The following is a 25608-nucleotide window of genomic DNA, read 5'->3' on the forward strand; positions in this document are numbered from 1 at the left end:
AAGATGGCCGTGTGGGTGACCGTTATTGATTACTCTTTGACTTCTGTGGCCGTCGCCGAACTTGATTCTTGTGGGTTTAGCAATGCTTCGAATTTTTGCAGCGCGCCATAGTCGTTGATGCTTGAAAACCATAGTGTTGGCGACAATGCCTGAGGAGTTGTTTTAAATTTAAATGTTCTGTCTTCGCCAGGCGCGATCATGGTTGCACCGATCATCAGTTCAGATTTGTCGGTGTCGCCTACTTTCAGATCGGCTAATGATACATGGTAACTGCTGGGGTTGTTGACGTTTAACAGGGTTTGTCCAGCGTCCTTTTTCAGTGCCCACTTTAGTTGTGCAGGTGCTTGGGCTGCTTCCCCAGACAAGTTGGCCGGTCGAAAAAAAACCTTTACCCGTTGACGCACGGCCAGCTGTAATACGTTTATATCGGCGGCACTGGTTTGCGGGATTTCCTGAACGTTTAACCACACTACTGATTCCTTGTCGAGCGGCATGCCACTGCCTTCGTAAAGGATGCGCAGCAGTTGCTGTTGATTGGCAACCACTCGGGCAAGGGGAGGGGTAATGGCAAATGGCAGTTCTACATGTTCTGTCTGGTCACTGTCGATCCAGGACTGCACCAATACATTTTGCCCGCCATTACGTACGGTAATATTCGCTTCTTTTCGTGAGCCGTCAAAGATCACTCGGGTTGCACTTAGTGAAATACTGGCAAAGACTTCTGTGGCGACCAGCATACTTATAAAAACAGCAATTGAGCGTCGTATCATATGAATTATTCACTTACTATTGCGCAGGGTGAGTAGAGGCCCGAGAGCCTCTCCCTTGAGCCAGGTTTATTCGTACTGAAGTACAAATGGCAGTGTTGCGTTACCTGTACCGGCAACGGCTTTAGCCTGGCCTTCGGTGGTTACGTAGGCTGCGGCGAATGACAACGTGCCGTCACCACCCGCAGCTTGATCGCCGCTCAGACCGGTCGAAACCATAGCTGCGGTATCCGAGGTCAGGTCGATCAATTCGCCATCACCGTTAAGCAGAGCAATACCCACGCCCTTGGCCGCGTCGGTACCTTGCAGCTTCAGCACTTTCTTGCCACTGACCAGACCCAAACCACCGTTCAGACTTGGTTTGAAAACCATGGATACTTTGGTTCCGATATTACAGTTAACGGTCAAGCTAAAGTCATTTGCACCCATGCGTCCGGAAGTTGGAGCTACATCAGTGCCCATGTCCTTGATCGATACGTTGCCCATATCAATCGAGATCACTTTATCTTTACCGGTACTGCCATCAACTGAACACGCATCATTGTTGATAAAGCCAGAAAACTGGATTTGACCACTGCCGCCTTTAACCTTGGCAGATGGCGGAATTTCGTCCTCAGCGAAAACAGAGTTGGAAGCTGCGAGAATCGAGAGGCTGAGAATAGCAAGGTAAAGCTTTTTCATGTTTGTATCCTGAAAGGGTATAAGTGTGTTTCATCAAACTGCGGGGGCTATGTTAGGTCGCCTTTGGGGGCCGGTCTTTGAGAATTGTCCCAAAGCAATTTTCGTTGCGTATTGAATGGGCTTGTTGCCGGATCATGTGTGAGCAGTTCTGCTCCGGGTGGTGTGCTTTTCAGCGGTCGCAGGTGAATGTTTTGAGACAAGTCTTAAGGTTTATTGGAGAAGTATTCGTTACTGTGCCCAATACCGTGCCTGAAGCACCTCAAGATTTTATAAGTTCTACTGCTGCCCGCGTTGTTCGTTTTTAAAGGACGCGCGGTTAAACAGGAGATGGAGATAACAAATGTTAAACCCGGTCAGAGTCGGTGTGCTGGATACGCATGAAATTGCGCGTTATGGCTTGTGTTTACACCTGCTCGAACAACCCGGCATTGCTGTTGTCGGCTCTTATGGGAATTGCGCCAACGTGATGCGTAGTGCCCGTGATAACGCATTCGACATGTTGCTTTTTGGGCACTTGTCAGAAGGGGGCGACAGCGTGGCGCTCATCAGGACGCTCAGCATTGAGCAGCCATCACTGAGATTTCTGGTTTTGCTGGATCAACCTCATCTGGCGACAGCCGTATTGCTCCTGGCATCTGGTGCACACGGTATCGTTTGCAAGACACAACCCCTTGATGACTATGTTGACGCGATTCGCAGCCTGGCGGCTGGAGCGTTTTACTTTTGCACCCGGCTGATTCCGCAAGCAATCCCGGGTAAGCCGGTCGGTACCCATGCAAGCCATGTAGTTGTCACTCGGGATCGCCTGTTGAATAGCGCAATGTTGTCGCCACGAGAGCGCGAAATCCTGCATTTGTGTGCCGCCGGGTCGACGGTCACACAAATAGCTGCGGACTGTTCGCGAAGTATCAAAACCGTCAGTGCGCAAAAGCGTTCTGCCTACCGAAAGTTGGGCTTGAAAAGTGATCTTGATTTGTTCCGGCGTTTACCCCTGCAATCTTCTTGAGCGCTTATATGCCGAGTGCAAGAGATCTCTTTAAAAGATTGCGCGTGCTGGTGCTGGAACATCACGACGTTCAGCGCGCGCTTACCGTCAAAACATTGCTCGGGATCGGAAGCATTGATGTGTTGCAGGCGGCTGACGGGCAGGGCGCCCTGGCATTGCTGCAACGGCATGGAGGTGTTGATATCGCGTTATGTGACATACAGACATTGGTAGTGGATGGGTTGGCGTTTTTGAGCTGTGTCAGTGAGGCGAGACTGGTCAGCGGGGTGATTATCTGTAGTGAGATGCCCGGTGAGTTGGTTCATGCCGTGGAGCAGATCGTAAGGCTTCAGGGGTTGGAGTTGTTGGGTCATGCAGGCAAGCCGGCGCTGGCGCAGGTGCTTAATCCCTTGTTGCAGGCGTACCGAGCCAATAGTCGCCCCCGTATTGTACGGCCCAGTGTTGCGCCAGATCAGCCGGGCGCAGAGGAAATACACAGGGGGATTAACCGGCAAGAATTCTGTGCCTGGTTCCAGCCCAAGTTCCACCTGAGCAACGGATTGATCCAGGGTGCAGAAGTGTTGCTCAGATGGCAGCGGTCACCGGGTGAAGTGTGGTCGCCCGCTACATTTCTCCCCGCTGTAGAGCAGTACGGTCTGCTAGATACAATTTTCTTCAGCTTGTTTGAACAAGGACTGCGTTTGCAGCGACACATGTATTCTGCTGGCAATGGGTTCAAACTTGCGTTCAATCTGGAGGCATCTCAGTTGGCATGCCCGCACTTCGTTGATCGAATACGGGACATGCTGTCCGCGCACGGCGCATCGCCCGCAAGCGTGACGTTTGAGCTGACTGAAACCGGTCTGTTGCAAGCCCCCGGCATGTGCATTACCAACATGGTCCGGCTGCGCATGCTGGGTTGCGATTTGTCGATTGATGACTTCGGAGTGGGTTACTCCTCGCTTGAGCGTCTGTGCCAGTTGCCTTTCAACGAGGTCAAACTGGATGCCGGTTTTATCCGGGACTTTAAGCAGCCACGCTCTGGCGCGGTGATCAGCGCTGTTTTGGGATTGGCGCGTGGGTTGAACATGAGAGTAGTTGCCGAAGGCATTGAAACCATCGAGCAGCTACGCTCCCTGCAAAGCCTGGGCTGTCATCTTGGGCAAGGTTATTTGTATGCCCGGCCGATGAGCGAGGCCCACATGACAAACTGGGCTTTTACGGGCGATCCAGCGCTATGGCGAACTGCCGTGTCTCCCGCAGGGTGATGTGCCTGGACGGTCTTGCCTGTGTGGTTTTGAGACAACGACCTATATCCATTGTCTGGTAGATCATTCAGAATTTTCTCATTGATTTGATGATCTGAAACTGCTTTTGCCGGAGACAAAGAATGCAATGGTCTGTTGTCACACCCTTACGTGTTGCCGTGCTCGATGATCATTCTCTTATTCGGCTGGCCTTGAACTCGCGATTGAGCCGGGAGGCGGACTTTTCGGTGGTTGGGGTATTCAGCGCCAGCGCCGAGTTGATTTCGGCCCTGCGCGAGCTGACGATCGATCTGTTGGTCCTGGATTATCAATTGCACGAAGGCGAACTCGACGGCTTGAATCTGATCAGGATGCTGCGCAAGCAGTACCCGAAAATGCTTATTCTGATTTCTTCCTCTTCGGAAAAACCTGCCATCGTCAATCTCGCCATCGGCGCAGGCGCCAACGGGTTTCTGGGCAAGTCCCAGCCGGTTGAGGATCTGACCGTGGCCATTCGTACCGTTGCTTCGGGGCAGCTGTATCTCTCCTCGATGATGGCCTTTAAGCTGGATAAAAAGCCGGTGTCCGGCCAGGAGCGTACCAGCGCAAATGGCGATGATCCATCTGGCGATACCTTGTTAGTCAGCAACGTTGCGCTTTCCCCCAAAGAGCGCGAGGTCCTGCGTTGCTGCCTGGAAGGGTTGCAGGTCTCGCAGATTGCGCTGAAGTTCATGCGCAGCAGGAAAACCATCAGCGGGCAAAAACACTGCTTACAAAAAATTGGGTATACGCACCGATGTTGAGCTGTTCAGGTTGCAGCACAACCTTGATCAGCCGTGATCGCACCCTGGTTGATATTCAAAGGCGTTGTCATGGGGTTTGTTGCATCACCGGCCTGTGCAGTTCGACGTGTAGTGGTAATCGTCGTGTGGCTACTTCTTCCATTTGATTTGTTGCATGCAACAACCGTGGATAGTCCATTACGGCTATTGGTGCGTCCTCAGTGCACAAGCATGCAAGTAGCACTTTCCAATGACGACTGGCAGTGGCTCAGGAACAAGCGCTCCCTGGTCCTGGGTGTCGCCCAACCGGATTTCCCGCCCTTTGAAATGACGGCCAGTTCTCCGTATTTCGAAGGCATCACTGCTGACGTAGCGTGCTTTCTGGAGCAGACCCTTCACGTCAACCTCAAGCTTAAGCGCTTTGCTGATCGCGGCCATGCGCTAGCTGCACTTGAGCAAGGCGAGATAGATATGCTGGGCAGCGCCAACGGTTTTGAAGTCAGCGCCGCACATGCACTTCTCAGCAACCCTTATGTGCAGGATCAGTCCGCGTTGTTTGTCCGTAACGACGATCAGCAACCGTTGCCGACCAGCCTGGCTGGCAAGCGCATAGCAATAGCCGAGGACTACTTGCCGCTCGAGCAACTGGCAAGGTTGTATCCCGGCGCCCTGTTTGTGCCTTATGCATCACGGGATCTGGCCTTGGCTGCCCTGGCGTTCGGCGGTCTTGACGGTTACCTGGGAGACGGGTTGTCGAGTCACTATCTGATCAACTTGAGTTATTTCAACTATGTGCGACTTGAGCGTTTTGTCGATATGCCAAGTGCCGGCTTCGGGTTTGCCATCCGGCGTGGCAATCATCGACTGAAAGCTGTCCTGGACAGTGCGATCAACGCCATCGACAAAAATAGCCTGCTCCAGATCGTCAAGCGCTGGTCCGGTGGCGGGGCCATGCTGTCGCCCCGGAAAATTGACCTGTCTACCCATGAGCAACGCTGGATTGAGCAGCATCCGGTTGTGCGTTATGTGGTGAATGATGACTTGGCGCCTTATGCCTTCTTTGATGCCGAGGGGCGGTTCAGTGGCATGAGTTCAGAGCTGCTGGAGTTGATCCACAGGCGAACTGGGCTGCGATTTGAAGCGGTTCGCACCGACAGTTTCGCCAACCTCATCAGTTCTCTGTCGGATGGCACAGCGGATTTAACCCTGGCCGCGCACACGCCTGAGCGCGAGAGCAGCCTGAGGTTCAGCAGGGCCTTTATTTTCAGTTCGTTCGTTATTGTCACCCCTGACGTGGAGCAAGCACCTTCGAGCCTTGATGCGCTGCGTGGAAAACGTCTGGCGGTGCCGATCATGGCGGCCGAACGCGCAGTGCTGAGTACGTACCCGGACATCGAAATCATTGACTCAACCACCATCCTAGAGTCTCTGGCCATGGTTGCCGATGGTCGGGCAGATGCGACGTTTGCCACGCTGCATGGTGCCCGTTACTACATTCAGCATCTGTACCCAGGCAAGTTGCGCATCAGCAATATTCTGCAGGGCGAGTACGGGGCATTGGCGTTTGCAGCCCAGCGGGGCGAGACCGAACTGATCTCCATTATCGACAAGGCGCTGCTGAGTATCGCACCGGATGAAATCAACAGTGTGCTCAATCGCTGGCGGCCGGTTGCCGTGTTTGAGGTCATGAAATGGAGGGACTACCAAACCCTCATTTACCAGATGGCTGGCGTCGCCTTCCTGTTCATTCTTTGCTCCCTGGTCTGGAATATTTACATCCGCCGCCAGATTCGCGAGCGCAAGCGGGCGCAATTGGCCCTCGGTGATCAGTTGACGTTCATGGAGGCGCTGATCAACGGCACCCCGCATCCGATCTATGTCCGTGACCGTCACGGCGCAATGGTGGCCTGCAATGCCCATTATCTGAAAACATTTTCTGTCACCCGTGAGGATGTGATCGGCAAAACGGCACTTCAAAGCGCCAAGCACAACCGTGACGAGGCCATGCAGTTCCATGCCGGTTATATGCGGGTGATCGAGCAGGGCGAGCCATACGAGGTCGATCGCACACTGCATGTGGGTGACTCGACACTGATTATTTACCATTGGATTCAACCCTTTCATGACACCCGTGGGCATGTTCAGGGGGTTATTTGCGGCTGGATCGATATCAGTGAGCGTCGTGAGCTTATTGAGCAATTGCGTGCGGCCAAGCAGCAGGCGGACAACTCAAACAGGGCCAAGACCACCTTCCTGACGACCATGAGCCATGAGATTCGTACCCCCATGAGCGCTGTGATCGGCATGCTCGAACTCGCACTGAAGCGGGCCGACCAGGGTGATTTTGATCGCGGGGCGATCGAGGTGGCCTACACCTCAGCCAAGGGCATGCTTGAACTGATCGGCGATATTCTGGATGTGGTACGCATTGAGTCAGGGCATGTCAGCCTTTCGCCCAGAAGGGCCAATTTGCGGGAGCTGGTCGAGTCGGTAGCGCGGGTGTTTGAAGGCCTGGCCAGACAGAAAAACCTGATCCTGAAACTTGAAATCGACGCCAGCGTCGGCGGTGATGTGCTGGTCGACCCCATGCGCTTTCAGCAAGTGCTGTCCAACCTGTTGGGAAATGCGATCAAGTTCACGGACACTGGAGAAGTGCGCGTATTAATTCGTGCCGAGCACAGTGTTGATGAGCGCCTGCAGGTGTGCCTGACGGTGGAAGACACCGGTATTGGCATTGCCGCGCACGATCTGCAGCGATTATTCCAACCTTTCTCTCAAGCGGATCACGGCGTTTCCAGCAGAGGTGGAACGGGGCTTGGGCTGGCGATCTCGCGCTCATTGTGCGAGTTGATGGGGGGGAGACTTGAAATCAGCAGTGTCATCGGGCAGGGCACAACACTTGAAGTATCGTTGTCATTTCACAAACTGGATGCTGTGACTGCCACGGTGACGCCCCGAGAGCAAGTTCTCGGGGTATCGCGTGCGATGAAAGTGTTGGTGGTAGATGACCAGTCGCCGAATCGTTTGCTTCTGGTCCAGCAGTTGACGTTTCTGGGGCAATCGGCAAGCGCTGCCGAGGACGGTGTGGTTGCGCTGCAGCTTTGGCGGGCCGGGCATTTCGATATGGTTATCACTGACTGCAACATGCCGTTGATGAGTGGCTACGATCTGGCTCAACAGATCCGTCAGGATGAGGTTCAGCGGGGAATGGGGGCTTGTTGGGTGGTGGGTTTGACCGCCAACGCCCAGCCAGAGGAGAAGGCCAGATGCCTGAGGGCAGGAATGAATGACTGCTTGTTCAAACCCCTGAACTTGAAAGCCTTGTCGATGCTTTTATCGGGCTGGCAAGCCCCGTTGGCCGACGGTTATGCTTCAGAGAATAAGACTGGGGTGTGTGCCGATCAGGCATCCATCACGGCGAGTCTGCATACGTTGACGGGCGGTGTTCACGAGGCCACCACCGTGTTGATTCATGAGGCGCTGAACAGTTTCGAGAGAGACAGTGCAGAGCTTCGCGAAATGCTGGCAAGGGATGAAATGGCGTCGTTTTCAGGCCTGGCCCATCGTATCAAGGGGGCAGCGCTGCTCGTGGCCGACCCGGTAGTTGTCAGATACTGCGACATGCTGGAGCAGGCCTGCAGTGTTTCGCAGGTTGTGCCAGAGCATGTGCTTCAGTGCGCCAGATTGCTTGAACAGGCGCTGGCAAAACTGCACAGTAACCTGCTTGAAGCCGCTCGGGCGCGAAGCCATTGATCAGGCTGTTTGCAGCGACATATTGATATCGTTGAGCGCCTGGATCAGAACCTTTACGGCCTGACGAATTGCATCAGGTCCGTCATGGCTGGCCGTCAGCTCCTCAAGTGTGACGCACAGCAGCAGCAAGCTCTGGGAGTTGAGCACGTAGGCGGTGCCTTTGAGCTTGTGGGCAATACGCGCCAGTGCTTCGTAGTCGTTCAGGCTCAGGGACTTGTCCAGCGCCAGCAGTTCTTCATTGTTACTGGTGATAACGTGTTCAGCGATCTCAAGCTGTACCTCTTTTGCACGGTCGGTTTGTGCCTGCGCCTGATCGTTGTTACCGCGGTTGAGTGTTGGAATAAACCGGTTCAAGCCGGCCAGGTCGACGGGTTTGGCGAGCGCTTCGTCCATGCCGCAACTCAGGCAATATTCGAGCGCTTCGCGCTGCGCATCGGCGCTGATGCCGATGATCATGCAAGGCTCGACGCCAAGGCTGGACTCAAGTTCTCGTATGGCACGGGTCATTTCATAGCCGTTGGTGTGCGGCATGTTGCAGTCGGTCAACACGATGTCGATGTCGTGTTTTTGCCACAGCGCAATGCCTTCCTGCCCGTTGCTGGCAGTGATCCCATGGTGGCCCAGATAGCTGATTTGCTGTTCAAGCAGGTACTGGCTCGGAAGGTGGTCTTCCACTATCAGTATGTTCAGTGGCAGGTCTATGGCTGCGGGTGTCTGTTTCTGGATCGGGCTGATCTGTGTGCTGTCAGCGCTCACACGCTCGACGCGGGCGTTGAAAATCATTGAGGTGCCCACCCCCGGCTCGCTCTCGACCCGCAGACTGGCCCCCATCAACTGACTGAGCACCTGGCTGATCGACAAACCGAGACTGGCACCGGTGTTGAGGTTGTTCACAGCGCTGTCGAGCTCAAAGAAAGGGGTAAACACCTTGTCGATTTGTGATGCAGCGATACCTTTGCCGGTGTCAGTGACGCTCAGTTGCAAGTGCACGGTGTGTTCGTCAACGTCTTCGCCTTGGCAACTGATCACGATGCCGCCTTTGTCCGTGAACTTGATTGCGTTGCTCAAGAGGTTGGACAGTATCTGTTTGAACTTGAGCTCATCGATCCACAACCGCTCTTCAGCCGTTTGATCCAGCTCCAGGCGGATACTGAGGTGCTTCTGGCGCGCCAGACCTGCAAATACATTGGCCACTGATTCAATCAACTGCTTGAGCGAGGAGATTTGTGGACGCAAGGTCAGAGTGCCTGACTCGATTGTGGAAATGTCGAGGATCTCGCCAATCAGCCCCAATAGGTTATGGGCCGACTCATAAGCGATATGTACGGACCGGGTGTTGAGCGTGGGGTCGGCCTTGCGGGTCAATACCAGCTCCAGCATGCCGATAATGGCGTTCAACGGTGTGCGGATTTCATGGCTCATGGTCGCCAGAAATACGGTCTTGCTGCGGTTGGCCTTTTCCGCAGCTTCTTTGGTGGTCTGCAGTTCGTCAAGAATGAGCTGGCGCTGATGCAGGTCGTGCTGTTTGCGGATGATCCGCCGCCGTTGAGCGATGATCAGCAGCCCCGCCACCAGGAGCAGTGCGCACAGCACCCCCAGGGTCTGCCATGTGGTCGAAGCCAGCCCCTCCCAATGCTTGTCGTCAGTCGCGGCGTTGGCTCGCCAGCGCCCGGTAATCTGCAAGGTCTCTGCCGGGGTTATCTCAGCCAGGGCCTTGTCGAGGATCGACATCAGCAAAGGATCTTGCCCCGGTGCTGCAAACAGTATTTGTGCATCATGATAGTCAATCAGGCCGTTGACCTTGAGGGTGTCCTCATATTTATAGGACAGGTAGTAGCGCGCCATGTTGGCCGGTACCAATGAGAAGTCCGCCTTGCCATCGCGCACCCGATTCAGTGCATCGGCAGTTGTGGCCGTTTCTATCACGCTCAGGTTGGGGTAGTTGCGCAGCCACTCGGGTGACAGTTGGCGTTTTGCAACGGCCAGTACGGCGGCCGTCTGCGTGTTCAGAGAGGTCAATGCACCGTCTTCATGCCGAGTGATGATCAGATAGGGGGCTGTCACGAAAGGTCGGCTAAACAGATAAGCATCCGCTGTAGCACTGTCTTGGAACAAAACGCCAAGGTCGGCCTTCCCCTGGCTCAACAGGTCCTGGGCATCGCCCAGTGAACTGACACGATTGATCTCAAAGCGCATGCCGGTTTTACGCCTTACGATGTCCAGAAGTTCTGAGGCAATGCCGTTGAATCGACCCTGCTTGTCAAAAAAGCTGTAAGGGGCCAAATCCTCACTGACGACCAGCCTCACAACGTCTGCCTTGTCGAGCCAGGCTTGCTCGGACTCACTGAGGCGTTGACGAAAACTGCTCAAATCGCATGTCTCGGTCTCACTCCAGGTGCGCATAGCGTTAGCCAGATTGCACCGCGAGAGGCCGCCTAGCGCTTGATCGAGCAGGGATCCGAGTATTTTACTGGAGGCACTGTAGGCAAAGCCCACCGGAATTTCCGGCAGCCGGGCGCTCTGATTGACCACCATCTGGTTGCTGAATAATTGGGATGACAAGTAACGGGTGGAGAAGGTATCGCCCAGATAGGCTTGAGATTGTCCTTTCAGGACCTCTGACATTGCGTCGCGCCGTGACCGATAGCGGGTAATGTCTGCCTGTCCGCCTGACTGCCTGTACAGCGCAATTAGCTGTTCATCGACGCCGGCAAACTGCATTGCATTCGCCTGCATATCGAAGTCGCGCAGGTCTCCGGCCTCGGTAAACACAGCCAGCTCGGTGAAGGCATAGGGTGGGCTCAATTGCACTTGATAGTGTCTGGCATCAGCGTCTGTCGCGACAGCCACCAAGTCGATCTGACCTTCGCGCAAGGCCTCGTATAGTGCTTGAGTTGTAGCGAAGCGACGCAGGGTCAAGTCCATCGACAACTCACGCTGCAAGGCCGACAAGTAGTCTGCGGCTATACCTTCCAGCTCATTGAGGGTGGTGATGATTCGGTACGGCGGATAATTATCCTCTTGCACACCCACAACCAGGGTGCGCTTTTCTTGCGCCCACGCTTTTGTTGGCGCATCAAGTTGAAACTTCAGTCCGTCCAGGGGTTGTCGAGCATGCAAATGAAGGGCGCCGTCATTGGCCAGCGAGCTGCATGAAAACAGCAGTAGCCAGTACATCCCGAAAATGTGAAGCAGTGGCGGTAATTTCAAGTGGTCACTCTCGGGCAAGATGGTGGTGCCATGCCAGTTTTGCGCTGCAGATTGGAGATGCGAGCGCTGACAGTTTCGGTCGTTGCGCAAATAAATACACAAAATACAGATAGTGTTTACAGGATACCGCACAGATGCAGCGGTCGAATCCTGTTAAAGGGGGACCTCTGCAATGGATCTGATAATGTCTGGATGAATCAGTCATTTAAGCAGCAACCAATACGCCAATCACCGGCATGATCAGCAAGGTGCTGATTGCCATCGACAAGACATTGCCGATATAGGGGTGCATGTAACCAGGCACCCGCCGGGCGATGGCGCAGGCCAGGGGCGGCGCGATCAAGGCACCGAGCACTGCGCTGACGATCATCACTCCGGGGCCGCCACCGTAGGTCAAGACCGCTGCAGGCACGACTGAAACCAGCGGCACGTACGTGGGATACCAGCCACGTTTTCGCCATTCCCCACGCCACACAATGACGCACACCAGCGACGTTAGAGCCTGCGCCGCGACCATATGCAACAGCAAGCCGGATCCATAGGCCGGACTGAGGGGATTCAAGGTGAATGCCAACACAACCCCCGAGAGCATGCCCAGGCTGGCCCACTCATTGCCATAAAAGGGTGCTTCCGAAAAGTCAGCCAGCACGCGACGCGCTATCCAGATGGCACCATAGTCCGGCGTTTTGTCAGGCGACGCAGGCGCAGTTGGCGGCTTTTGCGCGTCACTCGATGACACCAGAGCGGGTAGCGCCCGGCACAGACCAAAGGCCATCACGCTACCCAGTGCCATGCCCAGCACATTGCCAATCACCACGGGCAATCCCAAGGGCAGGCAAACGTAGTTGACGATCAGCAAACAGGATGGCGTCACGAGCAGGGCGCCTAGGGCTGCCCCGCTGAGGGCCACTTTCCAGCCGCCGCCAAACAGCAGCACCATGGCTGCAGGCAAAGAGACGAACGCGGCGAAGGTCGGCTGCCAGGTGTTTGCTGTAAGGGTCCAGCCCCATAGCGCGTTGCTGAGCAGCAGCCCCAACAATGAACTGGTTACCAGCCAAGGCCACAAGCCGGTGCCATAACAGATGCTGAATCCTTTCCAGCGTTGGGCGTAGCGGCTGGTCCAGTAGCCCAGGGCGCCTCCGAGTAACAAGCCCAATGAGGCCAGTTCGTGCTTGTAAAACGCCACCTCGCTGATGTCGCCTAACACCCAGCGCAACCAGGCCAACGGGGAGAGCATGCTTGCCATCATGTCGTTGTAGGCCGGCCAATAATCAGTGTGGAGGGTGGCGTAATTCACGGCCACCCACGTGGTTACGGCCCCAACAATCGCCGTGGCAACCATGATTAAAATCAGAAGACGTGCAGCAGGCCCGCACGTTGGTCTCTCAGATAAGGACTCCATGATTGCCCCCTTTAGCGAGGCAGGCGTGTATGATGGCAATAGCCGAGCATCCCGTCGTATATATCGGTGCGTCGGTCGCGTTGCAGATCATTCAAGGTGTTCCAGATCGGCGCACTGCGGGCCGTCGACAAGTCGACGTCGGCATAGAGAATGATCTGCTCATCAGCAGGTGCCACTGCACCGATGGGCCAGCCATTGGTTCCGGCAATCAGCGAACAGCCCAGGTAACGCGCGTCCTGCTCCTTGCCAATCCGATCGGCAGCGGCGATGAAAACGTTATTGACGTGGGCAGCGGTCATCGTCAGGTAGGAGGCCATGCATTTTCCGGCGTCGTCGAACAATGGCGGTGGCGTCCAGACCCAGTTATTCAGGCTGCAAATAATATCGGCGCCTTGCTGGCTCAGTAGGCGGGGCACTTCGGGAAACCAGATATCCCAGCAAATGAGCAGGCCGATGCGCCCAATCGGGGTTTCAAACACCGGGAATCCGAGGTCGCCGGGGGTGAACCAGAGTTTTTCCTTGTTCCACAGATGAGCTTTGCGATATTTGCCGATAAAGCCGCCCGGGCCGAGCAGCACCGCCGTATCGAACAGCTGCATGGCGTCCTGTTCGGCAAGACCGGCTACCAGATAGACCTGGTGTTGCGCTGCGAAATCGATCCATGCCTGAGTGCTTGGGCCTTCAGGAACAGCTTCGGCATGGTTGAAGGCATCCCGGCGGTTAGCAAACAGATAATCGGTGTTGGCCAACTCCGGGAGGACAATAAGATTGGCTCCGTTCATGGCCGCCTCCCGGGCCAAGTCCAGGCCGTTTTGCAGATTGGTCTGGATGTTGTGAGTTCCTACCTGCGGATCGAATTGCACCACTGCAACCCGCACTGCACTGACAGCAACAGATTCACTCATGGCTGACACCGCTTCTTGTTTTTATGGACCCACCTCACAGTGGGTATTTAATAAGAAGAATTGTCCGCACAAGCGTCTATCACTGGCCTCCGTTTGGCATGTAGTCCATCGGCTTCAATGTTGAGGGATATATTCTTGAGGACTACAAGATCGAACGCTTTGAGGAATAGGAAGAGTGTCTAATTGACTGGTTTGCGGGACTTTTGAGGTGATCACGGGACACTTACACCACCCGTGAAGAACTCGCCCGTACCTGCAACTGTGGGGTCAGGGTGATTGACTCCGCAGCCTCGCCCCTGATGCGCTTGAGCAACAGTTCCACGGCATGTTGGCCCATTTCGGACAGCGGCAGGCGCACGCTGGTCAGCGGTACCATCAGTTCATTGGACAGCGGTATGTCGTTGAAACCGACGACGGCTATGTCTTTGCCTGGCATCAAACCCTTGTCGCGAGCTGCACCCATCAAGCCGATGGCAAGGAAGTCGTTGACCGCGAAGAACGCCTTGGGGGCGGGTTGAGACCCAACAGGTACTCGCCCTGTTTGTGCCCGGTGAGGCTGTCGAATGGACCATTAAGGGTCCACTCAGGGCGCAGTGTGATGCCTTGTTCGCGGAAGTAACGGGTAAAGCCGCGAGTACGGTCCGCACCGGTGGACGCATGCCGCTCGCCCGCCAGAATTGCCACATCCCGGCACCCCAACTGATACAGGTGTTCGGCCGCCAGCCAGCCGCCCAGTTCATCGTCACTGCACGCCGCAAGATGCCCGGCGATCTGCCGGCTGACCAGCACGTAGGGGATGTTTTTGCGTGTCAGCAGGTCGAGCAGGGGTTGAGTTTCGCCCACATGGGAGTCACCCACGATCAGCCCGGCCACCGAGCGGCGCAAGGCGTGCTCGGCACGCGCCATCTGACGCAGTTGCTGGTCATCGGTGTTGGAGACGAACGTGAGGTAGCCCGCCTGCTCGGCAGCGCTGTCAATGCTGTCGTAGATGGTTGCCATCACCAGGTCGGTGAGGCGTGGCATGAGCACGCAGATTTCCTGACTTTTGCGCAATTTCAGGTTAGATGCCTGCGTGTTCGGCCGATAATCCAGTTCTTTTGCCAGTGCGCGAATACGTGCCACTACCTCGGCCGACGCCGCTCGCTCGACCCCTGTCGGGTCGCCATTAAGGACCCGTGACACCGTGGAAACATGCACTCCCAGTGCAGTAGCCATGGACTTCAGGGTGGCGGGGCGAGATTGATTTGGCATGTTTTCGAGGCTTCCGGCAGTCCGTTGTTTAGCGCGCGGATTCTACCCGAATAGGGCGCACCTACCCGGAAATAAATGTTTACCCAAACGTTTGACTCAAACTTTTTCTGGCTCTACATTTCGCCACCCAAACGTTTGGGTAAAACAATAAAAATACGCCGACACCGGCTAATGCCTGTCAGTCAGGGGAGAGGTGGGAGCGGGCTTGCTCGCGATACAGGCGGCGCGGTGTGAGCATCTGACCGCGTCGCCTGTATCGCGAGCAAGCCCGCTCCCACAAGGGGTCAAGTTCAACCCTTAACTGACCGGCATCAGCGGACACCGGCCGACTTTTTGACTTCTGCCATCACTTGAAGAGTCAGATCCCTTATGAAAAGCCCCGTCATCCCGTCCTTCCGCTACCAGATTTTCTTCCTGATCATGCTCATGGCATTGCTCAATTACATTGACCGCGGCGCGATTGCCTATGCGTCGGCGAGCATTCTTCCCGAGTACGGTTTCGACAAGGCCGATTGGGGCAATGTGCTGGGTTACTTCGGTTACGGTTACATCCTTGGCGCGTTGGTCGGCGGCATTCTGGCCGACCGCTATGGCGCCAAGCGCATCTGGTTGATTGCGGGTGCCACCTGGTCGATTTTTGAAATCGCCACTGCTTTCGCCGGTGATTTCGGGCTGGCGTTTCTGGGTGGTTCGGCCATGGCCGGTTTTGCCACTATCCGCGTGATGTTCGGCTTTGCCGAAGGCCCGGCCTATTCGGTCATCAACAAGAGCGTGGCCAACTGGGCCACGCCCAAAGAGCGGGGCTTTGTGGTTTCAGTCGGTCTGCTCAGCACACCTCTGGGCGCACTGTTGACCGCCCCGGTAGCCGTAGGCCTGCAAACACTGACCGGTGACTGGCGCAGCATGTTCGTGGTGCTGGGCGTGGTCAGCCTGGCGCTGCTGATTTTCTTCATGACACGGTTCACCAATACCCCCGATGAAAACCCGCGTGTGTCCAAAGCTGAGCTTGATTTTCTGCGCAAGGAGCGGGCCGAAGCGGTCAATGCCACGACCCCTACCACCAGCGTCGCGCCGGTTTGGCACTTCTTCAAAAACAAGGATTTGCTGCTTAACGCGATCGGTTATTTCTCGTTTGTCTACGTGACCTTCCTGTTGCTGACGTGGACTCCCAAATACCTGCAAGACGAATTTCACTACAACCTCTCCTCGCTGTGGTACATGGGCATGATCCCGTGGACCGGCGCCTGTTTCACCGTGCTGTTGGGCGGCAAGATCTCCGACTTGCTGCTGCGCCGCACTGGCAATCTGAAAGTGGCCCGCAGCTGGCTTGCCGCGACCTGCCTGCTGTTGACCACCTTGTGCTTCATCCTGGTATCTCAGGCCCAGACCGTGTGGGGTGTGATAGCCCTGATGACCCTGGCTAATGCCCTCAACGCACTGCCCAACTCGGTCTACTGGGCGGTTGTCATCGACACTGCCCCGTCCAACCGGGTAGGTGCCTACAGCGGCATGACCCACTTCATCGCCAACACCGCTTCGTTTATCGCTCCGATGCTCACTGGCTACCTGACTGTTCGCTACGGCTACTCGTCGATGTTCGTGGCGGCAGCGGTGGCTACGGCACTGGGTATGAGTGCGATGTTGATGGTGCGTCCCGGCGGTCGGCCGGTTGTCACTTCCCCTACACCAGCATTAGTTTGATGGAGTTGTCTGTATGAACCTGGCGAAGCCTACCCACGCTGGATATTTCTTTGGCCAATCGGTCATCGCGCTGGCCGAGCGCCTGCGCGCGGGCAGCCTGACGAGCGTCGAGCTGACCCGGGCCGCCCTGGACAGCATCGAGCGTCTGAATCCGATCCTCAATGCCTTTGTTCAGATCGACGCCCCCATCGCACTGGCCCAGGCACGCAAGGCCGATGAGCTGTTCGCCCAAGGCCAGGACCTGGGTCCGTTGCAAGGCATACCCGTAGCGGTCAAAGACAATATCGATACGTTTGATTACGTCACCACCTATGGTTCGGCGCATTTCGAGGGCCACCGACCAAGCCGCGATGCGCTGTGCGTGCAGCGTTTGCGCGAGGCGGGTGCAGTGATCGTCGGCAAGACGTTGACCCACGAATTTGCCTACGGCCCGACCGGTGACCGCTCGCTTCAGGGGGCCGCGCGTAACCCTTGGGATCCCCGTTGCATCACGGGAGGTTCCAGCGCCGGCAGTGCGGCGGCGGTGGCCAGCGGTATGGTGCCACTGGCATTGGGCACTGACACCGGGGGTTCGATCCGTATTCCTGCGGCGTTATGTGGCGTTGTTGGTTTCAAGCCATCCTTTGCCAGTGTGCCGCTTGAGGGGGTATTTCCGTTGTCATCGAGCCTCGACCATGTGGGCCCGATTGCCAACCATGTCGAGGATGCGCGGTTGCTGTTTGAAGCCGTGGCGGGGCGAGCGTGTGCGCCCACGACGAACTCTCGACCGCTGCGAGTTGGCTGGATTACCGCAGGCAGCTTCGGGCCGGTCGACGCCGAAGTGGAGCGCCAGGTCTACCAAGCGGCGCAGCAGCTGTTTGCTGATGCACTGCAGGAGACCCGCGAGCTTGAGCCCCTGGCTGCTGCAATGAAAGACACCTTGCTTGTGCTGCAACGCGCCGAAGCTTTTGACGTGCATGCCGAGCGCATGGAGGACGCGCCGCTTAAATTCGAACAGGAGGTACGCGAGCGTCTGGAGTTGTCCCGTGAAGTCAGAGGTTGGCAGTACATTCGTGCCCAGGCCAGTCAGGCGCAGTACCAGGCGGCGATGGCGCGATTGTTCGAACACTATGACTTTCTGGTTTCGCCCAGCGTACCGATAACCGCGACTGAGGTTGATGCGCGCGAGGTCCGGGTGGGCGAGCAGCGCATTGATGTGCGGGCCGCAGTACTCAGCCACACCAGCCCCTGGAACCTCACCGGGCTACCTGCTATCAGCTTGCCTGCTGGGCAAGTGGGGGGTATGCCGGTGGGGCTGCAGGTGATTGGCGCGGCAGGGGAGGATGATCGTCTGTTGCAAATAATGGCCAGCCTGTACGTACGGGACTGAGCCGGGCGATCCACCTCGAACTAACAATGAGTCTGACGAGCGCCCTGGGCGCTCAAAATGGAGCTAGACTGGACTCCGCGCTGAATCGATTCACCTAATCAGCGAATTATAATTCCAAGAAAGGATCCGCCCATGAAACTGCTTCCCGTCACCTGCGCCATTGCAGCTCTGTCCTTTGGCTCTCACGCTTTTGCCTGGGACTTTGTGCTGCTCGACAGCGACAAGCCTGCCAGTAATCAGCGTATTACCAGCGAGCAGCTGGGGATCAAGGTCGACAAACCGTTTTCAATCAGCATGCGCACCTTGCACGGCGGTCGGCAGGAAGGCGTGAGCCTGATTGATATCGATAACGGCACGATGAAACTGACGGTGGTGCCCACGCGCGGGATGAATGTGCTCAGTGCCCAGGTCGGCAGTGCGCGCATGGGGTGGGATTCGCCAGTCAAGGAAGTGGTCAATCCGGCGTTCATTGAGCTTAACGGACGTGGCGGTCTGGGCTGGCTTGAAGGCTTCAACGAACTGGTCACTCGCTGTGGTTATGAGTGGGTAGGCCATCCGGGCATGGACAACGGCGAGTTGCTGACCTTGCATGGTCGCGCGGCGAATATCCCTGCCAGCAAGGTGACTGTGCACATCGACGAAGCCCCGCCATATGCAATACATGTACGTGGCGAGTTGAAAGAGCAGGCTTTCAAAAAAGTGGACTTCAGCGTGCAAACCGAACTGGTCACAGAACCGGGTGCGGCGCGCTTTGTGCTCAATGACACGTTGACCAACAATGGCGATTACCCGAAAGAATACCAGGCGCTGTACCACAGCAACTTCAGCACGCCGTTTCTGGAAGAGGGCGCCCGCTTTGCGGCGCCGGTCAAGCAAGTGTCGCCATTCAATGACAAGGCCAAAGCCGATCTGGGCGAATGGCAGACTTATCGCGCACCTACCCCTGACTACGATGAGACCGTGTACAACGTGGTGCCCTACGGCGACGCCAAAGGCGATACCTTGACCGTGCTGCACAACAAGGCCGCCAGCCTGGGCGTCGCAGTGGGTTTCAATGTCCAGCAATTGCCGGTGTTCTCGCTGTGGAAAAACACCGATACACGCGGCCAGGGCTACGTCACCGGGCTTGAGCCAGGCACCAGTTTTTCCTACAACCGCCGTTACCAGCGGCCGTTGAATCTGGTCCCGACCATTGGCCCTAAACAACAGCGCCAGTTCAGCATCAGTTACTCATTGCTGGCTGACAAACCGGCGGTGGACAAGGCGTTGCAGCAGGTCAAATCGATCCAGGACGGACGTGGGACCGAAGTGCGGCAGACGCCGTTGGTGGATTTGAGTAAAGAGTGATCGCCCGTTGATTGGATGAACGCTGTAACGCACACCGGTCATAGCCGTTTTTGACGCGCCGTGACCGGAGTGCAGTGCGGGCTATTTTTGCGCCAGCAAGGCTGCCTTCCTTTGCGCTTTTTCGTGTTTCATTGCCGCTATTTCACGCTCGCAGGCCTCTACATCGAACGAGTTATCCCACTTGGCAATGGCGAGGGTGCCGATGCCGTTACCGATCAGGTTAGTCACGGCCCGCGCTTCGTTGAGGAAGCGGTCAATGCCCAGCAGCAAGACGAGCCCTACCAAAGGGATGGAGTGGATGGTGGTGAGTGTTGCAGCCAGCGTCACAAATCCCGCACCCGCTACGCCTGCCGAGCCTTTGGACGTCAGCAGGAATACACCGAGCAGAATCATCTGATCCACAAACGTCAGAGGCGTATTGGTTGCCTGGGCAATAAAGATGGCGGCCATTGTGAGGTAGATACAGGTTCCGTCCGCATTGAAGGTGTATCCCGTTGGCAACACCATGCCCACGACTGATTTTTTGCAGCCAAGTTTTTCAAGTTTCACCATCATTCGCGGCAGTACGGCTTCGGTTGAGCAGGTGCCAAGGGTGATGAGAATTTCATCCTTGAAATAACGAAGAAACTGCATGAGCGGCATGCCCGACCATCTGGCAACGGTGCCCAGTACCACCACGATGAAAATCAAGGTTGTGATGTAGAGCGCGATCAGCAACTGACCGAGTGACAGCAAGGTACCAATACCGTACTTGCCGATAGTGAACGCCATGCCAGCACCGGCGCCAATGGGTGCCAGGCGCATGACCATTGCTACGATCTTGAACAGACCTTGCAGGAACAGATCGATGGTGTTGATCAGTGGCTTGCTGGTCTCGCCCATTTGAACCAGGGCAACACCCATCAATACCGACAGCAGGATGACCTGCAGCATCACGCCATTCGAGAATGCGCCGATGAAGGTGTGCGGGATGATATTGAGAAAGAATTCAATGGTGCCACCTTGCTCACTGGCCGCTTGGCTGTACTTACTGATGGCACTGCCATCCAGCGCGTTGACGTTGATATTCATGCCTACGCCAGGCTTCACGATGTTGACCACAATAAGGCCGACTACCAGGGCGATGGTTGAAAGAATCTCGAAGTAGATCAGCGCTTTCACACCAATGCGCCCGACTTCTTTGATGCTGCCCATCTTTGCGATACCCACAACGACCGTACCGAAAATAATGGGCGCCAACAGCATTTTGATCAGTTTGATGAAGCCATCGGCAAAGGGCTGGAGCTTGGCTCCAATATCGGGCATGAAGTAACCGATTGCTGCACCGATCACGATACCGATCAACACTTGCATATACAGCTGGCTGTACCAGCGGGACTTGGATATTTCCACGAAAGCACCTCATTTTATTTTTGTGATGGGCATGTGGCTGGACGTTCGCGCAGGACGCCTGATGCTGCGGCCTTGGCTAGAGACCGCAGATTTAAGATGATCAGCCTTCGCCCAACTCACGCATGACTGCGTACAAGGCGGACTTGGCTTCGAAGCCAACCCCCGGAATATCCGGCAGACCGACGTAGCCATTTTCAACGCGGATACCGTCAGCAAAACCGCCGAAAGGCTGGAAAACGTCCGGGTAAGATTCATTGCCGCCCAGGTGCAGGCCGGCTGCGATGTTCAGGGACATCTGGTGACCGCCATGGGGAACGACGCGGCGGGAAGACCAGCCCATTTCTTCCATCACCTTCAGGGTGCGCATGTATTCAACTAGCCCGTAGGACAAGGCACAGTCGAATTGGAGGAAGTCGCGATCAGGGCGCATACCGCCGTGGCGCAGGAGGTTCCGGGCGTCCTGGTGAGAGAACAGGTTTTCACCGGTTGCCATGGGCAATTCATAGTGATTGGCCAGTTCCGCCTGGAGTGCGTAATCCAGAGGATCGCCGATCTCTTCGTACCAGAACAGGTTGTACTTCTTGATGGCTTCAGCGTAAGCGATACCTGTTTGAAGATCGAAACGACCGTTGGCATCGACCGCGAGTCGACGACCGTCCCCAACCACTTCGAGCACCGCTTCGATGCGGCGGATATCTTCGTCCAGCGGTACTGCACCAATCTTCATTTTGACAACGTCGTAGCCGCGATCCAGATAGCTCTGCATTTCGGCCTTGAGCTTGGTCTGGTCTTTGCCGGGGTAATAGTAACCGCCCGCTGCGTAGACCCAGACCTTGTCGTCTGCCACGCCATTACGGTAACGGTCAGCCAGCAAGCGATAGAGCGGCTTGCCTTCGATCTTGGCAACGGCATCCCATACCGCCATGTCGAGGGTGCCAACGGCGACCGAACGCTCGCCGTGGCCACCTGGCTTTTCGTTGGTCATCAGGGCTTTCCAGATGGCGAACGGGTCCAGATTGTTGTTTTCGTGGTCGACGAGGGTGTCCGGATCCGCTTCCAGGATGCGCGCCAGGAAACGATCGCGCATCAGAGCGCCCTGGCCATAGCGACCATTGGAGTTGAAACCGTAACCGATGACGGGTTTGCCGTCGCGAATCACATCCGTGATGACCGCGACCACCGAGCAGGTCATTTTGGAGAAATCGATATAGGCGTTGGCAATCGGGGAGGCGATGGAAACAGTTTTTTCACGGATGTCTACGATGCGCATGACAGGTTCCTCTTGTTGTTGGTGGCCCCACGTTAGGCTTTGCGATGTCACCCGCCCAATGCTATTAATGCCGGACCCTATGCACAGGAGGCATGGCCCCTTGGAACTCGTCTGGCTCGAAGATCTTTCAGCGCTTGCGGAGTACGGCAGCTTTGTCCGTGCCGCTGAAGCGCGCCATGTCACTCAGCCGGCATTCAGCCGCCGAGTTCGCTCACTGGAGACCTGGATGGGGGTCGAGTTGTTTGTGCGTACACCGCAAGGGGCGACCCTTACCGAGGCAGGAAGGCAAATTTTGCCCAGTGCCCAGGAAGCTGCCAGAAACTTGTACAGGATGCGCAACGAGGCTCAAGAAGTTGCAGGGGCAGCAGCCAGGTCGCTGCAATTTGCGGCCACTCACTCCCTGTCGTTTACATTCTTTCCCAAGTGGCTTCGAAGCTCCGAAAACGGTGCCCCCATAGAGGCTGTGCAACTGCACTCGGACAGCATGGCTGTCTGCGAGCAGATGCTGATCCATGGCCAGGTTCAGTTTCTGCTCTGCCATCGCCACCCTGACGTTCCGCCGTTGCTGGCACCTGATCAGTTCATCAGCAAGAAGGTGGGGGAGGACGTTCTCGTGCCGCTTGCGAGTGCATTCGCTAACTTCGGCACCTCACCGGCAGCTTTGCCCTACCTTGCCTACACCCATGAGTCTGGACTGGGGCGCATCGTTGCCCACAGGCTGCGAGGCAAGGAAGACTACCTGCACCTCAAGCCACTGTTCAGCAGCCACCTTGCAGCGGTACTGATGTCCATGGCCATGGAAAGCAAAGGCGTGGCATGGTTGCCCAAAAGCCTCACCGAGCAGGAAATCCTGGATGGACGCCTGGTTAGAGCGCTCGACGAGAGCTGGGACATACCCCTGGAAATTCATCTGACCCGCCCAAAAGCAATCCTCAGTCAGTCTGCCGAAAGCTTCTGGAGCCGGGCGGGCAGTGAGCCACAGTCTGAATGAGGGTTGGCCTTGGCTGATGAGCGTTGTGAACCCCGGCGTGATTCAAAGGCTATCAGGGTCGCCAAAAAACATCTGAATCCGTGACCGCAACCAGCGTTCGCCGGGGTCGTTGTCCTGGGCGCCGCGCCAGGCCATGTGCAGCTCAAAGCTTTGCACGTCCAGCGGAGGGTCTTCGGCCCGCACGCCGCCTGCTGCAGTGAGGGCTTCGGCAGTGTAGTCGGGGACGGTGGCGATGATATCGGTCCCCGCCAGCAGGGTGCTCAGGCCATTGAACTGGGGGACGGCCAGGACCACGTGACGCTTGCGGCCCATTTTTTCTAGCTCGGTATCAATGAACCCGCTCAAGTCACCGGCGAACGACACCAGTGCATGGGGCCGTTCGCAAAAATCGTCGAGGCTCATTGCCCCCGGCATGGTGTCGGCGCGCAACAGTTTGGGACGGCTGCGTCGCAATACCTTGCGCTTGGCGTTGGCGGGCAGGTCGCTGGTGTAACTGACACCCACTGAAATTTCGCCAGAGGCCAGCAGGGGCGGCATCAGGATGTAGTTGACGCGCCGCACCACCAATACAATGCCCGGTGCTTCTGCACGCAAGCGCTTGAGCAACAGGGGCAGCAGGGCGAACTCGACATCGTCCGACAAGCCGATACGGAATACCGAGGTGCTGGTGGCCGGGTTGAACTCTGAAGCTCTGCTCACCGCCGTGGAAATCGAGTCCAGGGCTGGCGACAGCAAGGCGAAAATTTCGATCGCCCGGGCGGTGGGCTCCATGCTGCGGCCGGTGCGCACGAAAAGCGGGTCATCGAACAAATTGCGCAGGCGCGAAAGGGCCGCACTGATGGCCGGCTGGCCCAGAAAAAGCTTCTCGGCTGCGCGGGTCACGCTGCGCTCATGCATCAAGGTTTCAAAGACGATCAGCAAATTCAGATCGACGCGACGCAAGTCGTTACGGTTCATCAGGCAGGCTTCGCTGGGGTTCAACAGGTAGTGAAGTAACGGATCTTACTGGCAAAATTGTTTTTTCGTCACTGTGTAGATTTTGTTTCTTACTGGTGTGCGCGATGTTTAGCACCTGTTTATTGCGGTTTTACTGGCTTTTCAGGGGACACGTCTGCTTGCAACCTGTCTGCGGATCAATGTCAGGCATGTCGACTATTAATGCTGTCTGTTAGTCTTGCGCACAAAGCCCGGATAAAGTCCCGTGGTATTAGCGATTAATTAGGCGAGGTTTGTAATGTCGCGCACGATCCGTTTTCACAAGTTTGGCCCGGCCGAGGTGCTCAAGTGCGAAGAGCACGAAGTCGCCGCGCCTGCGCCTGGCGAAGTGCAGGTCCGTGTCCAGGCGATCGGCATCAGTTGGTATGACGTGTTGTGGCGGCAAAATCTGGCCCCTAGCCACGCCCGTTTGCCTGCGGGTATCGGTCATGAAATGGCAGGCATCGTCACCGCTGTAGGCGACGGTGTGGATGATCTGGCGATTGGTGACAAGGTCGCCAGCTTCCCGGGCCAAAGCGCCAACGACTACCCAACCTACGGCGAGCTGATCTTGATGCCGCGCTCAACGTTGACCCGTTACCCGGACGTGTTGTCTGCGGTTGAAGCCAGCGTGCATTACACACCGTTGTTGATTGCCTATTTTGCCTATGTCGATCTGGCGCAGGCCAAGCCGGGGCAAACGGTGTTGATTACCGATGCCAGCCACTGCGCCGGGCCGTCCTTTGTGCAATTGGGCAAAGCCCTCGGCCTTAAAGTCATTGCCGCGACCAAAGATGCAACGGAACGCGAGTGCCTGCTGAGCCTGGGCGCCGACAAAGTGATTGTCACCGAAGAGCAGGACTTGCTGATGCAGGTCAACAAGATCACTGACAACAAAGGCGTGGACGTTGTGCTCGATGGCCTTGGCGGCCCGCAAATGTCTGTGCTGGGTGACGTTCTGGCGCCCCGTGGCAGCCTGGTGCTGTACGGTTTGCAAGGGGGCAATCAAACGGGCTTCCCGGGTTGTGCGTGCTTCCAGAAGAACATCAAGTTTTTTGTGCATTGCATCGGTAACTTCACCGGCAAGCCGGAACTGGGCATCGCCCAGGACGAGGAGGCCATGAAGCGCGCCTTGCGCGACATCAACCAACTGACTGCTGACCGTGTGCTGTTGCCGCTGGAGATAAAGGTTTTCCCTTTCGAAAACTTTGTTGAGGCCCATCGCTACATGGACGATTGCCCGTGCCGCGGACGAGTCGCGCTGCAGCTGACTACGGACTGATGTCACGCGGTACACCGCGTACCCAAAAATGCCCCTGGACACGATGTCCCGGGGCATTTTTTTTGTTTGGCTAAAACTCTTGGACGCGGCCCCTGCGATGACCCGGCGCGGACAAGTGAATTTTAGCAGAGGAAAAAGCCCTTAAATCAATTCATAAGGATTCGCTCTATAACAATTTGTATTTTTTTGGAGGTGCTTTTGTAGGGCTATTCCTATGCGTACGTGCGCCGCGTCTGTTCTGACCTGAAGAGTTGAGGTAAGTGTGGGCGCGTCAAATCGAGCTGCCGATAATGCGTGT

The 25608-nt window shown here is 56.3% G+C and carries 16 protein-coding genes and 2 pseudogenes; 9 read left to right on the forward strand and 9 right to left on the reverse strand.

The window, feature by feature from the left end; genetic code table 11:
* Positions 1 to 29: 29 nt before the first annotated feature.
* Positions 30 to 770, reverse strand: a complete 741-nt coding sequence (locus tag RGV06_RS01125; protein ID WP_322149116.1) for a molecular chaperone — start codon at positions 768 to 770, stop codon at positions 30 to 32.
* Between the two features lie 66 nt (positions 771 to 836).
* A complete protein-coding gene (locus RGV06_RS01130) occupies positions 837 to 1448 on the reverse strand; it encodes a fimbrial protein (protein WP_322149117.1) in 612 nt (203 codons plus the stop codon).
* 340 nt (positions 1449 to 1788) lie between these two features.
* On the opposite strand from RGV06_RS01130, the gene RGV06_RS01135 reads away from it, so the two are divergent.
* The 4 genes and pseudogenes from RGV06_RS01135 (at position 1789) to RGV06_RS01150 (ending at position 8215) form a co-directional block, all read left to right on the forward strand.
* Positions 1789 to 2454: a response regulator transcription factor gene (locus RGV06_RS01135; protein WP_322149118.1), complete on the forward strand. Its 666-nt coding sequence runs from the start codon at positions 1789 to 1791 to the stop codon at positions 2452 to 2454.
* Between the two features lie 8 nt (positions 2455 to 2462).
* Positions 2463 to 3701, forward strand: coding sequence for an EAL domain-containing response regulator (locus RGV06_RS01140; RefSeq protein WP_322149119.1), 1239 nt, complete (start codon positions 2463 to 2465; stop codon positions 3699 to 3701).
* Positions 3702 to 3823: 122 nt separating this feature from the next.
* Positions 3824 to 4520 (forward strand): annotated as a pseudogene (locus tag RGV06_RS01145) (response regulator transcription factor).
* Between the two features lie 173 nt (positions 4521 to 4693).
* Positions 4694 to 8215, forward strand: a complete 3522-nt coding sequence (locus RGV06_RS01150) for a transporter substrate-binding domain-containing protein (RefSeq protein ID WP_322149121.1) — start codon at positions 4694 to 4696, stop codon at positions 8213 to 8215.
* Here the strand turns inward: RGV06_RS01150 and RGV06_RS01155 are convergent, their stop codons facing one another.
* The 4 genes and pseudogenes from RGV06_RS01155 to RGV06_RS01170 form a co-directional block, all read right to left on the reverse strand.
* Entirely contained in the window at positions 8216 to 11425 is a 3210-nt protein-coding gene (locus RGV06_RS01155; protein ID WP_322149123.1) for a transporter substrate-binding domain-containing protein, read from the reverse strand.
* A gap of 205 nt (positions 11426 to 11630) precedes the next feature.
* A complete protein-coding gene (locus RGV06_RS01160) occupies positions 11631 to 12767 on the reverse strand; it encodes a hypothetical protein (RefSeq protein WP_416194540.1) in 1137 nt (378 codons plus the stop codon).
* A gap of 71 nt (positions 12768 to 12838) precedes the next feature.
* Positions 12839 to 13732: a nitrilase family protein gene (locus tag RGV06_RS01165; protein WP_322149125.1), complete on the reverse strand. Its 894-nt coding sequence runs from the start codon at positions 13730 to 13732 to the stop codon at positions 12839 to 12841.
* 223 nt (positions 13733 to 13955) lie between these two features.
* Positions 13956 to 14983: pseudogene (locus tag RGV06_RS01170) on the reverse strand (LacI family DNA-binding transcriptional regulator).
* Positions 14984 to 15352: 369 nt separating this feature from the next.
* Between RGV06_RS01170 and RGV06_RS01175 the strand changes: the two are divergent.
* The 3 genes from RGV06_RS01175 to RGV06_RS01185 all read left to right on the forward strand — a co-directional run bounded on the left by RGV06_RS01175 (position 15353) and on the right by RGV06_RS01185 (position 19400).
* The gene (locus tag RGV06_RS01175) at positions 15353 to 16684 is read left to right on the forward strand and encodes an MFS transporter (RefSeq protein WP_046810112.1); all 1332 of its coding nucleotides are present in this window, start codon (positions 15353 to 15355) and stop codon (positions 16682 to 16684) included.
* A gap of 13 nt (positions 16685 to 16697) precedes the next feature.
* Positions 16698 to 18053: an amidase gene (locus RGV06_RS01180; RefSeq protein ID WP_322149126.1), complete on the forward strand. Its 1356-nt coding sequence runs from the start codon at positions 16698 to 16700 to the stop codon at positions 18051 to 18053.
* 132 nt (positions 18054 to 18185) lie between these two features.
* Entirely contained in the window at positions 18186 to 19400 is a 1215-nt protein-coding gene (locus RGV06_RS01185; RefSeq protein ID WP_322149127.1) for an aldose 1-epimerase family protein, read from the forward strand.
* 81 nt (positions 19401 to 19481) lie between these two features.
* On the opposite strand, the gene dctA is transcribed toward RGV06_RS01185, so the two are convergent.
* Together dctA and RGV06_RS01195 are read right to left on the reverse strand one after the other, a co-directional pair.
* Positions 19482 to 20792: a C4-dicarboxylate transporter DctA gene (gene dctA / locus RGV06_RS01190; protein ID WP_048351892.1), complete on the reverse strand. Its 1311-nt coding sequence runs from the start codon at positions 20790 to 20792 to the stop codon at positions 19482 to 19484.
* A 100-nt stretch (positions 20793 to 20892) separates the two neighbouring features.
* Positions 20893 to 22062, reverse strand: a complete 1170-nt coding sequence (locus RGV06_RS01195) for a mandelate racemase/muconate lactonizing enzyme family protein (protein WP_019827199.1) — start codon at positions 22060 to 22062, stop codon at positions 20893 to 20895.
* A 100-nt stretch (positions 22063 to 22162) separates the two neighbouring features.
* Between RGV06_RS01195 and RGV06_RS01200 the strand changes: the two genes are divergently transcribed.
* Positions 22163 to 23053, forward strand: coding sequence for a LysR family transcriptional regulator (locus RGV06_RS01200; protein ID WP_048351893.1), 891 nt, complete (start codon positions 22163 to 22165; stop codon positions 23051 to 23053).
* A 42-nt stretch (positions 23054 to 23095) separates the two neighbouring features.
* Here RGV06_RS01200 and RGV06_RS01205 read toward each other — a convergent pair whose 3' ends face one another.
* The gene (locus RGV06_RS01205; protein ID WP_019827197.1) at positions 23096 to 24010 is read right to left on the reverse strand and encodes a LysR family transcriptional regulator; all 915 of its coding nucleotides are present in this window, start codon (positions 24008 to 24010) and stop codon (positions 23096 to 23098) included.
* Positions 24011 to 24287: 277 nt separating this feature from the next.
* On the opposite strand from RGV06_RS01205, the gene RGV06_RS01210 reads away from it, so the two are divergent.
* Entirely contained in the window at positions 24288 to 25310 is a 1023-nt protein-coding gene (locus RGV06_RS01210; RefSeq protein ID WP_322149128.1) for a zinc-dependent alcohol dehydrogenase family protein, read from the forward strand.
* Positions 25311 to 25608: the final 298 nt, after the last annotated feature.

Source organism: Pseudomonas sp. CCI3.1 (assembly GCF_034313985.1).
GTDB lineage: Bacteria > Pseudomonadota > Gammaproteobacteria > Pseudomonadales > Pseudomonadaceae > Aquipseudomonas > Aquipseudomonas psychrophila.

Coding starts and splice junctions, on each gene's coding strand:
- RGV06_RS01125 (WP_322149116.1), bottom strand. CDS start 770: ATGATACGACGCTCAATTGCTGTTTTTATAAGTATGCTGGTCGCCACA.
- RGV06_RS01130 (WP_322149117.1), bottom strand. CDS start 1,448: ATGAAAAAGCTTTACCTTGCTATTCTCAGCCTCTCGATTCTCGCAGCT.
- RGV06_RS01135 (WP_322149118.1), top strand. CDS start 1,789: ATGTTAAACCCGGTCAGAGTCGGTGTGCTGGATACGCATGAAATTGCG.
- RGV06_RS01140 (WP_322149119.1), top strand. CDS start 2,463: ATGCCGAGTGCAAGAGATCTCTTTAAAAGATTGCGCGTGCTGGTGCTG.
- RGV06_RS01150 (WP_322149121.1), top strand. CDS start 4,694: ATGCAAGTAGCACTTTCCAATGACGACTGGCAGTGGCTCAGGAACAAG.
- RGV06_RS01160 (WP_416194540.1), bottom strand. CDS start 12,767: ATGGTTGCCACGGCGATTGTTGGGGCCGTAACCACGTGGGTGGCCGTG.
- RGV06_RS01165 (WP_322149125.1), bottom strand. CDS start 13,732: ATGAGTGAATCTGTTGCTGTCAGTGCAGTGCGGGTTGCAGTGGTGCAA.
- RGV06_RS01175 (WP_046810112.1), top strand. CDS start 15,353: ATGAAAAGCCCCGTCATCCCGTCCTTCCGCTACCAGATTTTCTTCCTG.
- RGV06_RS01180 (WP_322149126.1), top strand. CDS start 16,698: ATGAACCTGGCGAAGCCTACCCACGCTGGATATTTCTTTGGCCAATCG.
- RGV06_RS01185 (WP_322149127.1), top strand. CDS start 18,186: ATGAAACTGCTTCCCGTCACCTGCGCCATTGCAGCTCTGTCCTTTGGC.
- RGV06_RS01195 (WP_019827199.1), bottom strand. CDS start 22,062: ATGCGCATCGTAGACATCCGTGAAAAAACTGTTTCCATCGCCTCCCCG.
- RGV06_RS01205 (WP_019827197.1), bottom strand. CDS start 24,010: ATGAACCGTAACGACTTGCGTCGCGTCGATCTGAATTTGCTGATCGTC.
- RGV06_RS01210 (WP_322149128.1), top strand. CDS start 24,288: ATGTCGCGCACGATCCGTTTTCACAAGTTTGGCCCGGCCGAGGTGCTC.